This is a genomic window from Providencia rustigianii, assembly GCF_900637755.1.
GTDB classification, from domain to species: Bacteria; Pseudomonadota; Gammaproteobacteria; order Enterobacterales; family Enterobacteriaceae; genus Providencia; species Providencia rustigianii.
The window spans coordinates 2,594,217-2,608,705 of sequence record NZ_LR134396.1; the positions used below are offsets into that span (position 1 = coordinate 2,594,217).

The window sequence follows — 14,489 nt, forward strand, 5'->3', positions numbered from 1 at the left end:
TTTTCACAGGAGAGCGCAGATGCTAACCCAATTAACCATCAATAATTTTGCTATCGTTCGTGAGTTAGAAATTGATTTTCGTAGCGGTATGACCACAATTACAGGTGAGACTGGTGCCGGTAAATCCATCGCTATCGACGCTCTTGGGCTATGTTTAGGAAACCGAGGTGAAGCCAATATGGTGCGGCCTGGTTCCCAACGAGCCGATCTGTGTGCCCGCTTTTCTCTTGCTGATGCACAAATGGCAGCAAATTGGCTGGTAGAGCATCAGTTAGATAATCACAATGAATGTCTATTACGCCGAACTATCGCGGTAGATGGCCGTTCCCGAGGCTTTATTAATGGTGTTTCTGTTCCCTTATCTCAATTAAGGGAACTTGGCGCCCTGCTTATCCAAATTCATGGCCAACATGCACACCAATTACTGCTAGATAATGGTCATCAACAATCGTTGCTTGATGCCTATGCTAATCAGCAAGAATTATTGTCACAAATGAAGCATACATGGCAAAAATGGCACGAGTCGTGCCAACAACTTGCTGTATTTCAAAAACAGATGCAAACGCGAGAATCTCGCAAACAATTACTTGATTATCATCTGAAAGAACTAACTGAATTTTTGCCCGTACAAGGTGAATTTGAAGAGATTGATCAAGAATACAAGCAACTCGCTAATCATGGTCAATTTTTGACTATCGGACAAACTACCGCCCAAATTTTAACTGAAAGCGACGACGCTAATGTAATCAGCTTATTAAATATGGCAAAAAGTGAGCTAGCAGACTTAGTCTCTCTTAATCCTAAATTCTCTGGTTTGCTCGATATGTTGGAAGAAGCCACAATTCAAGTCAGTGAAGTCAGCGATGAAATCAAACATTATTGTGACCAATATGAACTCGACCCAAATCGTCTATTTGAGCTTGAGCAACGTATTTCTAAACAAATTAGTCTTGCGCGTAAACATCATGTAACTCCCGAAGCCTTACCTGAGCTTTTTCAACAGCTAGTGGAAGAGCAAGAACAAATTGCCAATCAAGATGAAGATTGTGAAGTCTTAAATGCTCAAGTCGTTGCTGCCCACCAAGAAGCTTTAGCTTGTGCTGAGCGCTTACATCATGTGCGCTTACACTACGCACAAGAATTAAGCCAATTAATCACGGATAGCATGCATCAATTATCGATGCCGCATGGCCTATTTACTATTGATGTAAAATTCGTGCCGGAACATTTGCAAATTGATGGGGCTTGCAAAGTGGAATTCAATGTCACAACGAACCCTGGACAACCTCATCAAGCCCTGGCTAAAGTTGCTTCTGGTGGTGAGTTATCCCGTATTGCTTTAGCAATTCAAGTAATTACAGCGAAAAAAATGGATACTCCTGCCCTAATTTTTGATGAAGTAGATGTTGGTATCAGTGGTCCAACAGCCGCGATTGTCGGCAAAATGTTACGCGAACTGGGGGAATCAACCCAAGTAATGTGTGTTACTCACTTACCGCAAGTTGCTGGCTGTGGTCATCATCATTTTTATGTCAGCAAAGAAACGAACGGTGTAGAAACGGAAACGCATATGCAACTGCTAGATAAAAAATCAAGATTACAAGAACTTGCGAGATTATTGGCTGGTTCATCTGTAACAAAAAATACACTAGCGAATGCAAAAGAGTTGCTTGCAGCATAAATTTTGACAACTTTTTTTCTCTCCTGTTGTCTTAGAGTCGATATGGAAGGTTTTAAATTGTATCAATGTCGATTATCATTGATGTTCTGACTCCAAAAGGAATGAGATATCCATGCGTTATAAATTGTTAACTGCTGCTGCACTATCATTTGCATTAATGTCTACGGGCTGTTCAATGATGGAACGTCTTGTTTACCATCCGGACATTAATCAAGGTAACTACTTGACTGCAAAAGATGTTGCTAAGATCAAAAAAGGAATGACACAGCAACAGGTCGCTTATACTTTGGGCACCCCAATGATGACTGACCCGTTTGGTTCTCAGACTTGGTTTTATGTTTTCCGCCAAGAGCTTGGTCATGACCCTGTAAAACAAGAAACTTTAACGCTAACTTTTGATCGCACAGGTATTCTGACTGATATCAAAAATGAAAAGAATCTTGAAGCGCAGCAAGCAATGGAAGCTAATGAAATAAAAGCATCCGAAGCTAAAACTTCAGAAACTAAAGCAGCGGAATAACGCACTAATAAAGCTCAATGCTTTTGCTAGCGCGCGGTAACTACCTGTGAAACCACGATTAATTTATGGCTTTCAAATTTTAATTTATGGCTTTCAAACTACAGGTAGTTGCTAAATCCGCAAATTAGTATTTAGAAAACGCTTCAAACTCATTTTAAAATATATAAAAAAACCGAGTTTCCACTCGGCTTCATTATCAATAATGATTACACCAATCTATTATTTATTATTCTCTTTAGATTTCTCAGCACGCTTACGACGTAACTCTTTCGGATCAGCAATCAGTGGTCGATAAATTTCAATACGATCCCCTTCCTGAACTTTATCCCCTAATTTAGCTGGTCGGCTATAAATACCAACTTTATTCTTTTTTAAATCAATATCAGATCGTAATGCCAAAATACCTGACGCAATAATTGCATCTTCAATAGTTGTATCTTCAGGCACAGTCACTGATAGCAAGAACTGCTTTTCAGGCAATGCATAAGTGACTTCAATGTTGATATCAGACACGGTAAACAACCTTAGCTCTTGATGTGAATGCTTGAACCATATTGTTCGCAAGATCTTTAAAAATCTTACCAAATGCAAGCTCAATTAATTTATTGGAAAACTCAAAATCAAGATGAAATTCAATTTTACAGGCGTCATCACTAAGAGGAATAAACTGCCATCCCCCTGTTAGCTTACTAAAAGGCCCTTCAACCAATTGCATATGGATTCGTTTATTATCTTCCAATGCATTTTTAGTAATAAAGGTTTTGCTGATCCCTGCTTTGGAAACTTCAACCGACGCTGTCATCTCATCTGGGCTATGGCTAATAATTCGACTTCCAACACACCCTGGTAAAAAACTTGGGTATGAAATAACATCATTAACCAATTTATACATTTGTTCCGCGCTAAAAGGGACTAACGCAGAGCGACTAATCTGTGGCATATCAATTCCTATCCCCAAAAACTGCGCATATAATAGCACCATTGACGGGTTACACAAAAAACAAAACCTGTGCAGGGCAAGAAATGCACAATTAGAAAAATATCGGCGTTGAAAGATTTATTTCAACTCATCTTAACGTATAATGATTGAACTATGACAAAGAAAAAACCATATAAACCCGGTTCAGCAACAATTGCTATGAACAAACGTGCTCGCCACGAATATTCTATCGAAGAGGAGTTCGAGGCGGGTTTATCCCTACAAGGTTGGGAAGTTAAATCATTACGTGCAGGCAAAGCCAATATTGGTGATAGTTATGTTTTACTGCGTGATGGTGAGGCCTATCTGTTTGGTGCAAACTTTACACCACTAACTGTCGCATCATCCCATGTTGTCTGCGACCCAACCCGTAGCCGTAAACTACTTCTAAATCAACGTGAATTAGATACTCTTTATGGCAAAGTTAACCGTGAAGGGTACACAGTTATCGCGCTTTCTTTATATTGGAAAAATGCGTGGTGCAAAGTCAAAATTGGCGTTGCCAAAGGTAAAAAAGCCCACGATAAGCGCTCTGATATCAAAGATAGAGAGTGGCAGTTAGATAAAGCGCGTATAATGAAACATTCTAATCGCTAAGTTCTAGCTTTATAGAGTTATTTTCTGTTATACTGCGTTCAACAACTTGGGGCTGATTCTGGATTCGACGGGATTTGCGAAACCCAAGGTGCATGCCGAGGGGCGGTTGGCCTCGTAAAAAGCCGCAAAAAAATAGTCGCAAACGACGAAAACTACGCACTAGCAGCTTAATAACCTGCTTAGAGCCCTCTCTCCCTAGCCTCCGCTCTTAGGACGGGGATCAAGAGAGGTCAAACCCAAAAGAGATCGCGTGAATACCTTGCCTGGGGTTGAAGCGTTAAACTTAATCAGGATAGTTTGTTGATGGCGTGTCTGTCCGCAGTTGGCAAATGAATTTAAAGACTAGACTAAGCATGTAGTACCGAGGATGTAGAAATTTCGGACGCGGGTTCAACTCCCGCCAGCTCCACCAAATTATCTTCTAAGGACGTCCAAAGAAGACTGAAAAGCCCGCTAACTCAATGAGTTGCGGGCTTTTTTATGTCCTACGCTGTCCTATTTTATCCCACCCAAGCTAATTCCTTTAGGCCCATTGATAGGCCCAACGAAAAGAACTAACATCTTTGTTGGGCCTAAACGCATGGAGATTTTTCATGGCAAGAAAAACTAAGCCATTAACCGATACCGAAATCAAAGCAGCTAAACCGCAGGACAAGGACTATCAGCTGTATGATGGTGATGGACTCACACTGCTAATCAAATCTAGCGGAAGCAAGTTATGGCAATTCCGTTACTACCGCCCTTATACAAAACAAAGGACCAAACAAAGTTTTGGGGCCTACCCTGCTGTCACACTTTCCGATGCTAGAAAACTTAGAGCAGAATCTCGCTCATTACTGGCGAAAGATATTGACCCTCAAGAATATCAGAAAGATCAAATAAGGAACTCTCAAGAGGCTAAAACTAATACCTTCCAACTAGTCGCTGAACGTTGGTGGGAAGTGAAGAAATCCACCGTCACAGAAGACTACGGTAATGATATCTGGCGTTCACTTGAACGAGATGTTTTTCCCGCCATAGGTGATATCAGCGTTACCGACATCAAAGCAAATATATTGGTCCAAGCAATACAACCAGTTCAAGCCAGAGGTGCATTAGAAACCGTTCGCCGCCTTTGTCAGCGTATTAACGAAGTCATGATCTACGCTCAAAATACTGGGTTAATTGATGCCGTTCCAAGTATCAATATTGGCAAAGCTTTTGAAAAACCCAAGAAAAAGAATATGCCAAGTATTCCCCCTGATCAGCTACCAAAGCTCATGCAGACAATGCGTACAGCTAGTATTAGCCTATCTACTCGATGCTTGTTTATGTGGCAGCTACTCACCATCTCGCGCCCTGCCGAAGCCGCTGAAGCTCGCTGGGACGAAATCAACTTTGAAACCAAGGAATGGAAGATCCCCGCTGCTAGAATGAAAATGAACCGTGAGCACACTGTTCCATTATCTGACGCTGCTTTAGCTATTTTAGAGCTAATGAAACCATTAAGTGGTAATCGTGAGTTTATCTTTCCTAGCCGAATCAAGCCTACCCAACCGATGAATAGCCAAACCGTCAATGCAGCATTAAAGCGCGCTGGATTCGGTGGTGTACTTGTTTCACACGGTCTACGCTCAATTGCTAGTACGGCACTCAATGAGCAAGGATTTCCACCTGACGTTATCGAAGCCGCCCTAGCCCACGTTGATAAAAACGAAGTTAGACGCGCCTATAATCGCAGTGACTACCTAGAGCAAAGACGCCCCATGATGCAATGGTGGGCTGATTTTATTGAGGAAGCAGATAGGGGGAGTATTATTGAAGGTGGGATAAGAGGAATATCGCTAGTTGGATAACTTATTATGGTACCAGCTAAATTTAGCTGGTACCATAATAGTGCAAATCTATACATCATCCAGACGTCAGATATGTGCTGTGAGTTCAACCGGTGGATGCAACACGCTGGTTAAATCGTTCTGCTGGTGATTCATAACCTAGTGTTTTTCTTGGCCTCTCGTTGAGTTGTCTAGCGATGCTATTTAATCTTTGCTGGCTATGAACGGATAAATCAGTACCTTTTGGAAAATATTGTCTGAGCAATCTGTTCGTATTTTCGTTTGAACCACGTTGCCACGGAGACTGAGGATCGCAGAAGTAGACTTGAATATCAGTCGCTACAGTAAATACTGCATGATTGGTCATTTCAACACCTCTGTCCCAAGTTAATGTTTTATATAGTTCAGAGGGTAATTGCTGAGCCTGTTTAACGAGAGCGGCTATCACCGTTGCTGTTTTATTATCACTGATTTTAGTTAGCATAACATAACGTGAATGGCGTTCTACTAAAGTGACAATATAAGAATTTTTAGAGCCTTGAATCAGATCCCCTTCCCAGTGGCCTGGAATTGCTCTATCCGCAACAGTCGATGGTCTTTCGCTTATAGGAACGGCATTAGGGATTGAGCCTAATCCTTTTCCTTTAAGTGATGTGGTTCTAGATTTTCGTACCGTTCTTCTGCTTCTAAGATATTGCTGTAGCTCTTTTTTTAAAGCTCCCCCGAGTTTGTATAAAAAGTGTTTTATAAATCGTTTCGTGAGACACATTCATCTCCTGAGCATATGGATAATTACGTTTTAGCCAGCCAGCAATTTGCTCAGGTGACCAGCCTTGATGCATTTTTTCTGCGATTATTTTACACAATGTAGGGTTTTGACTTAACTTACAAGCTTTAGGTCTCAAGGCATTATCCCATGCTTTTTTATCCGCTTTTGCTGCACGGTAGTTGGTTAATCCACCATGCCTGCGGATCTCTCGGCTAACAGTTGAAGGGGCTCTTGATATCTTTTTAGCTATCTCCCTGATACTACACTTTTCTGCTAATCCTCTCGATATTTCTTCTCGTTCATCAAGTGAAAGCGATAATCTGTGGCGTTTACGGACAGGAGGACGGAAGCCACCCGTTTGATAAATAGTGGGCATAATAGAAGAATGGTATCTATCAAACATTCTGGCGATCTCATGTAAAGAATCACCTTGCTTATATCTATCCCAAATAATCGCTTTCTGTTCAGGTGTATAGTAAATACGTTTTCTTGGTTTCATAACAATGCCCTCCTTATTTAAGGATAGCGTTGCATCGATTAATTGAACTCACAGCCAGAAGAGGAAGTTATCATAGGAAGTCAGCAAGGCTTCATAATGACAAAAAAAAATACTATAATTCATAAAATTTCGTTTATTAATTTATAGAGAAAAAAATGATAGAAGATAGCGGAAGAAAAAAGCTGTCAGACAAAAGATTAGTCTCTAATGTAACCGACATGAGATTTGTTAATAAATTATTTGAACGGTTAGTCGCATTAGATATTACAATCACTAAAGTGAACTTTCGTTACTGTATTTTCGATGCAGCCTACATCAGAAACTGTAGGTTTAAAAATTGTGACTTTACCGGTTGCAGATTTTTAAATTGTAACTTAATGGGGTCGAGCTTTAGTGGCTGTATATTTGACTACGCCACTTTTGATAAATCATACATTGATAATGATATTCTTGATAATGGATGCCCTGGACTGGAAAACCTGAAACTCAAGTTTGCGCGTACGTTACGCTTGAATTATCAGCAAATAGGTGATTCAAAGTCAGCAAACAAAGCTATAGCAATCGAACTCCAAGCTACAGGAACTCATCTTTATAAAGCATGGAAATCCGAAGAATCATATTACCGGCATAAATATAAGGGATTAGATCGTCTAAAAATGTTTGGCGAATGGTTTGAATTCAAGGCACTAGACCTAATTTGGGGAAATGGAGAGTCTGCTTTTAAATTATGTAGAGCTGTCTCTATTATCCTGTGTATCATAGCGTTACATTACGTCTTTAATTATGAAAATACAAAGCTAGTTAGCTCGTATTTTAAGTCGCTGTTTATAATTTCCCCGCAAATATTCCTAGGGACATCATTACCTAAGGATTACCCTTCATTGTTTCTGACACTAATCGTTTTGGTAAGGTTAATTATGTTTGGTTTTTTTATGTCCATAATAATCAAACGGTTCAATAGGCGATAACTATGCATATCTACGCTTTTGGTTCGATATGTCGTGGGGAAGTTGATTCATTTTCAGACGTTGACATGCTAGCGATTGTCAGTGGTCGGGATAAAAGGTTTAATCCGAAAGATTACTCAATTTACTCGTATGAACGGATAAAAGAACTCTGGAAAGAAGGTAACCCTTTCGCTTGGCATCTATTTTTGGAATCCATGCTTATTTATTCTTCTGATGGCATTGATTATTTACGTAATTTAGGTAAACCAAGTAACTATAGTTCAGGTTTAGTTGATTGTGAAAAGTTCCTAGAGATATTTATTAGCGCTAAAAATTCAATTGAGTCATCTGTTCTAACTGAGATTTTTGATCTTTCTTCAGTATTTTTATCGATACGAAATTTTGCGACATGTTTTTCTTTAGATTACGAGATAGAACCTAATTTCTCACGAAATTCGGCACATAATCTGGGTGTTCATAGCATACCAATTTGTGATTTGACTTATCAATTACTAGAAAGAGCCAGAGTGCTTTGTACCAGAGGTACAGGTGAAATTCTGAATGCTGATGAAATTAAAAAAGTCAAATCACAATTACACTTAATTGAATCTTGGATGCGAGAGAAAATAGGAATTATGGGATACAAAAATGAGTGAGTTTAATAATAGAATTAAAGCACAAAGAGATGTATTAAAAGTAGTCAATGGCTCTGGGTTATTCCATGAACCATTACTAAGTCTGACAGAGAAAGCCATAGACAGGTGGTCTAATAACAATAATCTTAGTAATACAGATCATACTACTCTCTTGCTTAAAGCGATGTCAGATACATTATTTTTCCTTGCAAATAAAAGCCAAGAGCAGGTTACTGAAGACTATAAGATTCTTTCTAAAAAAGTGAATGATCAGTTATTGGAATTAGAAATTGAATTGAAGAATAGGGTTATTTCAAAGACAATTCGTTGAAAACTGAATAGCCATTGCTTCTGTAGTCAGTCAGTATAGTGATATTAAGAGTGTCAACTTCCGCATTTCGCTCAGACCAGCCGGTCAGGCTTAGTTATGTTCTACCCAACAAAACCTGTTAGTTCAAGTCTGAGCTAATGCCTCTCAATTAAACCTGACTGGTTCCAAAGTTTCTAAAGTCAGTAATGAACTCCTTGGTATTCATTTTAGCCAAATACGTCATGCGTAATAGGAAATCAAAATAATTAGAATTACGAGTCAGAGCATCTCGTCTATCAAATCGAAATACGGGGTTCTCTGGAAAGTTAACTAATGGTGCATAGTCTGGGTACGCTAAGCCAATGGCGCTACACCATGCCCGTTGTATTCTAGTCGCCATATTATTGGCATCATCTTGTAAATAGTTGCCTAAATAGCCGTATATATCTCGATTAAATAACAAAACTAAATGGTAGTGAGGATATTCACTTTCATTACGTTCTCTTACCCAAGCATAATAAGGGAGTGCTGGTGTACCTGAACGCCCCGTACGATGATGTGCGGCTCTCAGTTGGCTTTTTAGTGACTCGATAAAACGGGTAATGGCTCGCTCATCCGTGCGTTGAAAACATACCGGCATATCCGGGGCATCAGGACTACTATCCTGAGCGAATCGTAAATCAACTCGGATTGCAAATACTCGGTTATGGTGTTCTAGTGTATTCTCAACCACTGCCAGTAATCGACGAAGGATATAATACGATATCGAGGAATCATAGCGATCACTCGCGATAGTTATCAGTTGATCCAATTCTGTTTTAGTTAATGCATAATCTGACATTTTTATTACCTTACTATCATAGAAATAGCGATATCTGTATTCGTGTTTAAGTACCTATCGCATCCATAACACAGTGAGTTATAGACACAATAGGTACGGTGATTAAATAAACATTGCTTTGTTGATTGATAGGTGTTACTGTTATAAATTAGTATTGTATTTAGTAAGATGGTATATATTACCTATACCGACATCATTCCATTTAATAAAAGACAGACTCATCCTCCCCAAGACCGCAATAAACCTCGCTTGGTGATATAATTCTACTCACTGATATTATTAAAAATAACTCTGAAGTTATCCTTATCTTGGTGAGTTATTGAGTATGAATACTCCTCTGCTACTCAACGGAATATTCAATCGTTCGGCTAGCTCTTCAGGTGTCATTCTTGCCCCTGTAAACTTGGCATAGTTAATCCCATTTTTTTCGAATAATTGAACTTTAGCTTCCTGCTGCAATTTTTCTAATGCAGGTCGTAAGCGGTCAGATCGCCTCAGTGAATAAGGGCCATTTTTAATAATGTCATTTCGCCGAAAATCATACGATTTATTGCTGACAAGATGTTCTTCCAACCATAAAAGGAGCTTTTCAGCATCACTCACTTCCTTAAAATCATCTATTTTTTTGATAAAATGATTAAGGTGCCACTGAGTGATGTAGACTGCTGATTCAAGCGTTTCCTTGGTGACAATGACTGAGTCTGGTGTCATAAATACCTGCATAACCCCAGCAATTCGGGAAGCATGCTCCATAAAACGTGATGCATAATCATCATAGGCATGTAATTCTCCTCCGGGCTCCATCATCTTTATAATCGCCTGACAATAGCCATTCCATGCCACTTGAGCGTCGTGCGCTAATGTAATACTCCTACGCGCCTCATCCTCCTCCCGACGTTTCATTCCTTTCTGTAAATGGCTTACCAATGTTGAGGATAAATCTGCTAGACTTAATTCAGCGGGATAAGACACACGTTTTATCTCACATAAATGCGTTATATGATTTAAATCCACTAATAAGCTCCGCGCTAAAAAACCCGAACTTTTTGCTTTCTTTCCTTTTTTACCCATAAAGCTGTCAAATAACGCTGGCTGCACCATGAGTAACAAACTAAAACGGCAATCTTTGATGACATAGTTATCTCTGGATGCTCGACTCACCGATTTTCCCTCAGCACACCAAAGCGAATTTAGTAATGGTGTTTTTCGCAATAAACTACTTTCAAACAACTCACCCGCCTCATCTGACATCAGCGACAATACTGGATATCCATCCCCCAACTCCTTAGCCAATCCTTCACTTGTTGAATCATTGATTATTAGCCGCTTCTTAACTGGCTCTACCGGTTTTTGGCTGAGGCACTTCTCTAAATCAAAAAGCGCTTTATCCGCATTTATTCCCTGATTCAACGCTTTTTTATAACCTTTATTCAATGCGCTAAATTTTACATTCCATAGCACCAGACTTCGCTCATAAGCGTCTCTTTCAATATAAAAATCCTGTTCTAGCTGTTGCTCAAATTCTGAAATTGCTTTTGTGAGCAGTTTATAAACAGTAGATTTTCGACACCCCGACCTCGCCATAACGAGATGATAAAGTGACAGCGGATATTTTCGCCCATTTATCGGTTCAATATCAAAGCGATCCTGACACGACATGGACATCACACTCAGTAGGGTAGGCAAAATAATTTCAGCCGCCGCCCCCGTTTTTATATGAACTTGCTCAATCATACGTTGAAAATAATTCGGTAAGTTCTCGATGTTTAAACATAGTTCTTCATTTTTTTGTGACATTTCATCCACCTTATTGATTAAACCATTCGTGAAGCTAACCATTTTTCAACTGAGGCATATTGCCACCCGACTGATGATGCACCGAGCTTGATGGGTTTAGGAAAATCCTCATCGTAATACTTCGAACGAGGATTCAGTTTTTCATAAATACTGGATCTGGATATACCCAGAATGGCGGTTAACTCAGTCATACGCAAAATACGTATAGACAGCTCCCGATGTTGACTTGATGTTGGCATCTTATGCCCTCCTATTGCGTTTTCTTTAGGCTCGGTAAGTGTCAAGGTAGTTGTCACCCTTTGTTAATTTAGGCAGCCTGTTTTTCCCGCTCAGGATTCAGGGTGACGGTCTCTTTTCTTTGCCAGTTCCGGGTATCTCCGGACCACCGTTCGGGATGGGTAGCTTTTGCTGTTTTGTACACTGCATCACGTTGTTTCAGCAGGGTAATATCCTCACCGGTATGCCGCTGCGACGGCGTGACATAGCCGATGCCGCTGTGCAGATGCCTGTCGTTGTACCACCGGGTAATTTTTCCCACCCATTTCCTTGCTTCCGTCAGGGTTTTAAAGCCCTGTGATGGCCACTGCGGCACGTATTTCAGGGTCCGGAACACGGATTCCGCATAGGCATTGTCATTGCTCACACGCGGTCTGCTGTGGGATGGCGTGATGTTCAGCTCATGCAGTTTCATCTGTAAGGTCTGTGATTTCATCGCCGCCCCGTTATCCGCGTGCAGTACCAATGGCTGACGCCAGCACCCCTCACGCAGGACTGTGCGCTGCATCAGCGCCGCCGCCTGTTCGCCGCTTTCGGTCTCATACACTTCGTAGCCGGTGATTTTCCGGCTGTAGATATCGAGTATCATGTAGAGATAAAACCAGCGTCCGCGCACCACCGACGGCAGCCAGGTGATATCCCATACCCAGACCTGACATGGCCCGGATGCGGTAAAGGTGGTCGGTACCGGTACTTTTTTCGGGCGCTGCTGACGCCCCCGGTGATGAAGTTCTCCGTGGCGGCGCAACACCCGGTAAAAGGTGGATTCACCCGCCAGATATATCCCTTTATCCGCCAGTTTCGGGACAATTTGGGACGGCGGCAGACTCGCGTATTCAGGTTGATGGCAGACAGTCAGTATCTGTTTTTCTTCTTCCGGACTCAGCTTGTTCACCGGCACCGGACGCACTGCGCCCGGTCTGCCGTCCGACGGGGATATCTGCCAGCGCCGCCAGGTCCGCAGACTCAGCTGAACTTCCCGGCAGGCAACAGCCAGCCGTGCGCCGGAGCTCACCGCCTCATTAATCCACCGGATAAACAGGGTGCGTTCGGATGCCGGAGTCAGTCGTCCCCGCCGGTTTCCCCGTAATAATCGCTGAGCTTTTTTCGCAGCACCAGGATTGCCGCCGCCTCCGCCAGGGCTTTTTCCTTGCGGACCAGCTCACGCTTTAACTGTTTGTTTTCCTTCTGGCTTTGCTTCAGTGCGGCTTTATCTCCGGGAGAGGATACCTGAAGAAAACCCTGTTTCCACTGCACCAGCTGCTCCGGATAGAGTCCTTTTTTGCGGCAGTATTCCGCCACTTCCGCTTCGCTGAGTGTGGCGGTTTCCACGATGGCGGCAAAGCGGGCTTCCGCCGGCCACTGTTCACTGTTTTTGTCTGCACCGGGCACGGGTTTTCCTTCTGATTTAGCCTGATTACGCCAGTTATACAGCGTAGCTTCGGATATTCCTTCCGTTTGTGCAACTGCGGAAACGGTCATGTTGTACGGCGGTAATAATTTAGCCAGTATGGCGGCTTTTCGTTCAGGTGAAATACGTTTCATGTGTCACTCCGCGCCCTCAGGTTTATTTTTCAGAGGGGGTGACAACTATCCTGACACTGAGGGTATATGCGAGTACGCTATTATACATAAAGATTAATTTAGCTTACATCTTGAATAGAGATCGCCGCGAACAATAACTATTCATCAAATGATTTAGGTTGATTAAAATATCGAGGTAGCCGCGTATTTAGTACACCAAAACAGACTTAAATCTAAACAGTGCAATTATGATTCATTAACTTTGGCTTAGAACGACTAGCTCAAACAAAAAACCGCACTAGACAGGGTATTTTCAACGTATTACCTCGCACTCCTACTGATACAACATGCGCATATTTTAATAAGGCTATATCCTGAAGCTTTAGCCGCAGCTATTGCATGTATAGCATTAAATAGGTTACCTAGGTAGAAACGATTTGAAGTCATCGGCATTTGTTTACAGCCAACTTTGTGTATTTTGTAATTACCTTTTGGTCCCATCGTCGTCTGAATGTAATAGTTCATACATCTCCGTATTTACATTGTACAAAAGATTTATAACTTATGGGCCGCCATCGAGGTATCGAACCCCGACTCTTAGTTTTGCTAATACTAAATACTCTTCCAGTTGAGTTAATGGCGGAATGATTTTACATCCAGTAGACCAATGCAAACGAGGCTAAAAGCAATCCTAAAATAGTTAGAGCATTTTGCGTTAGTGATAAAATTCGTTGATAAAAGGTAGGTAAGTTCATAGGTGATCCCTTAGGAAATAAATCCTTTGGATACCGCATCTATTTTTAAAATAAAAACTCGCAACTGCAAGATTTGCTTTTATAGCAATGAGGTATGATTACATAGCTATTGTAACACAGAACTCTCTCACTGAGGGGATTGTAATGATATATAAAACAAAAAAACCCACTTTTGCGGGGGTTTTATAATCTATATGTTATTTAAGCTGGCTTCATATTAGATTTACAAAAAATACATTTAGCGCCATATGGATTGCTTTTTGATACATCAAAGTGATAGCGTCTATATTGAGATCCCTTACAACAAGGGCATCTCATATTAATGTTGTCTTAAAGTGCCACCACATTAGCAGCCGCTGGACCTTTTGCGCCATTTTCTACCGAAAAGCTGACTTTTTGTCCATCATATAATGTTTTGAAATCATCGCTTTGAATCGCGGAGAAGTGAACAAATACATCTTTGCTCCCATCTTCAGGAGAGATGAAACCAAAACCTTTAGATTCGTTAAACCACTTTACTAAACCTGTCATTGTATTAGACATAG

14 protein-coding genes, 1 other RNA gene and 2 pseudogenes are annotated in these 14,489 nt (G+C 41.1%); 8 read left to right on the forward strand and 9 right to left on the reverse strand.

The window, feature by feature from the left end; all coding sequences use genetic code 11:
* Nucleotides 1-19 precede the first annotated feature (19 nt).
* Together recN and bamE are read left to right on the forward strand one after the other, a co-directional pair.
* Complete coding sequence (gene recN, locus EL244_RS11955; RefSeq protein ID WP_115164506.1) at nucleotides 20-1,681, forward strand: DNA repair protein RecN; 1,662 nt, start codon at nucleotides 20-22, stop codon at nucleotides 1,679-1,681.
* 112 nt (nucleotides 1,682-1,793) lie between these two features.
* On the forward strand, nucleotides 1,794-2,201 hold the full coding sequence (bamE, locus tag EL244_RS11960; RefSeq protein ID WP_006814814.1) for an outer membrane protein assembly factor BamE: 408 nt from the start codon (nucleotides 1,794-1,796) through the stop codon (nucleotides 2,199-2,201).
* 219 nt (nucleotides 2,202-2,420) lie between these two features.
* On the opposite strand, the gene EL244_RS11965 is transcribed toward bamE, so the two are convergent.
* Nucleotides 2,421-2,714 carry an RnfH family protein gene (locus EL244_RS11965; RefSeq protein ID WP_126461137.1) on the reverse strand — a complete coding sequence of 98 codons (294 nt, stop codon included), beginning with the start codon at nucleotides 2,712-2,714 and terminating at the stop codon, nucleotides 2,421-2,423.
* The gene (locus tag EL244_RS11970; protein ID WP_039855078.1) at nucleotides 2,707-3,141 is read right to left on the reverse strand and encodes a type II toxin-antitoxin system RatA family toxin; all 435 of its coding nucleotides are present in this window, start codon (nucleotides 3,139-3,141) and stop codon (nucleotides 2,707-2,709) included. Before EL244_RS11970 ends, EL244_RS11965 begins: the two co-directional genes overlap by 8 nt.
* Nucleotides 3,142-3,294: 153 nt before the next feature.
* Between EL244_RS11970 and smpB the strand changes: the two genes are divergently transcribed.
* The 3 genes from smpB (at nucleotide 3,295) to EL244_RS11985 (ending at nucleotide 5,612) form a co-directional block, all read left to right on the forward strand.
* Complete coding sequence (gene smpB, locus EL244_RS11975; protein ID WP_006814817.1) at nucleotides 3,295-3,777, forward strand: SsrA-binding protein SmpB; 483 nt, start codon at nucleotides 3,295-3,297, stop codon at nucleotides 3,775-3,777.
* 48 nt (nucleotides 3,778-3,825) lie between these two features.
* Nucleotides 3,826-4,189, forward strand: a transfer-messenger RNA (tmRNA) gene (gene ssrA, locus EL244_RS11980).
* Between the two features lie 181 nt (nucleotides 4,190-4,370).
* Nucleotides 4,371-5,612, forward strand: a complete 1,242-nt coding sequence (locus EL244_RS11985) for an integrase (protein WP_126461140.1) — start codon at nucleotides 4,371-4,373, stop codon at nucleotides 5,610-5,612.
* Between the two features lie 85 nt (nucleotides 5,613-5,697).
* Here the strand turns inward: EL244_RS11985 and EL244_RS11990 are convergent.
* Nucleotides 5,698-6,859 (reverse strand): annotated as a pseudogene (locus EL244_RS11990) (IS30 family transposase).
* A 155-nt stretch (nucleotides 6,860-7,014) separates the two neighbouring features.
* On the opposite strand from EL244_RS11990, the gene EL244_RS11995 reads away from it, so the two are divergent.
* Genes EL244_RS11995 through EL244_RS12005 form a run of 3 tightly spaced genes read left to right on the forward strand, consistent with a single transcriptional unit; the run spans nucleotide 7,015 to nucleotide 8,772 of the window.
* Nucleotides 7,015-7,827: a pentapeptide repeat-containing protein gene (locus tag EL244_RS11995; protein ID WP_126461143.1), complete on the forward strand. Its 813-nt coding sequence runs from the start codon at nucleotides 7,015-7,017 to the stop codon at nucleotides 7,825-7,827.
* A 2-nt stretch (nucleotides 7,828-7,829) separates the two neighbouring features.
* Entirely contained in the window at nucleotides 7,830-8,462 is a 633-nt protein-coding gene (locus tag EL244_RS12000; RefSeq protein WP_126461146.1) for a nucleotidyltransferase, read from the forward strand.
* Nucleotides 8,455-8,772, forward strand: coding sequence for a hypothetical protein (locus EL244_RS12005; protein ID WP_126461149.1), 318 nt, complete (start codon nucleotides 8,455-8,457; stop codon nucleotides 8,770-8,772). The genes EL244_RS12000 and EL244_RS12005 overlap by 8 nt, the downstream gene beginning before the upstream one ends.
* A 148-nt stretch (nucleotides 8,773-8,920) precedes the next feature.
* On the opposite strand, the gene EL244_RS12010 is transcribed toward EL244_RS12005, so the two are convergent.
* The 6 genes and pseudogenes from EL244_RS12010 to cspE form a co-directional block, all read right to left on the reverse strand.
* Nucleotides 8,921-9,592, reverse strand: coding sequence for an inovirus Gp2 family protein (locus EL244_RS12010; RefSeq protein WP_126461152.1), 672 nt, complete (start codon nucleotides 9,590-9,592; stop codon nucleotides 8,921-8,923).
* A 303-nt stretch (nucleotides 9,593-9,895) separates the two neighbouring features.
* Nucleotides 9,896-11,389 carry a YfjI family protein gene (locus EL244_RS12015; RefSeq protein ID WP_126461155.1) on the reverse strand — a complete coding sequence of 498 codons (1,494 nt, stop codon included), beginning with the start codon at nucleotides 11,387-11,389 and terminating at the stop codon, nucleotides 9,896-9,898.
* 17 nt (nucleotides 11,390-11,406) lie between these two features.
* Nucleotides 11,407-11,628, reverse strand: a complete 222-nt coding sequence (locus tag EL244_RS12020) for a helix-turn-helix transcriptional regulator (RefSeq protein WP_126461158.1) — start codon at nucleotides 11,626-11,628, stop codon at nucleotides 11,407-11,409.
* A 68-nt stretch (nucleotides 11,629-11,696) separates the two neighbouring features.
* Nucleotides 11,697-13,210, reverse strand: a protein-coding gene (locus EL244_RS12025; RefSeq protein WP_457810181.1) for an IS3 family transposase whose coding sequence is annotated in 2 segments (ribosomal slippage) — nucleotides 11,697-12,775 and nucleotides 12,775-13,210 — 1,515 coding nt in all. Because the reading frame shifts where the segments join, the coding sequence is not laid out codon by codon here.
* Between the two features lie 947 nt (nucleotides 13,211-14,157).
* Nucleotides 14,158-14,262: pseudogene (gene ymcF / locus EL244_RS18050) on the reverse strand (cold shock small protein YmcF); the annotation flags it as partial.
* A gap of 12 nt (nucleotides 14,263-14,274) precedes the next feature.
* A complete protein-coding gene (gene cspE, locus EL244_RS12035; RefSeq protein ID WP_036952486.1) occupies nucleotides 14,275-14,487 on the reverse strand; it encodes a transcription antiterminator/RNA stability regulator CspE in 213 nt (70 codons plus the stop codon).
* Nucleotides 14,488-14,489 lie beyond the last annotated feature (2 nt).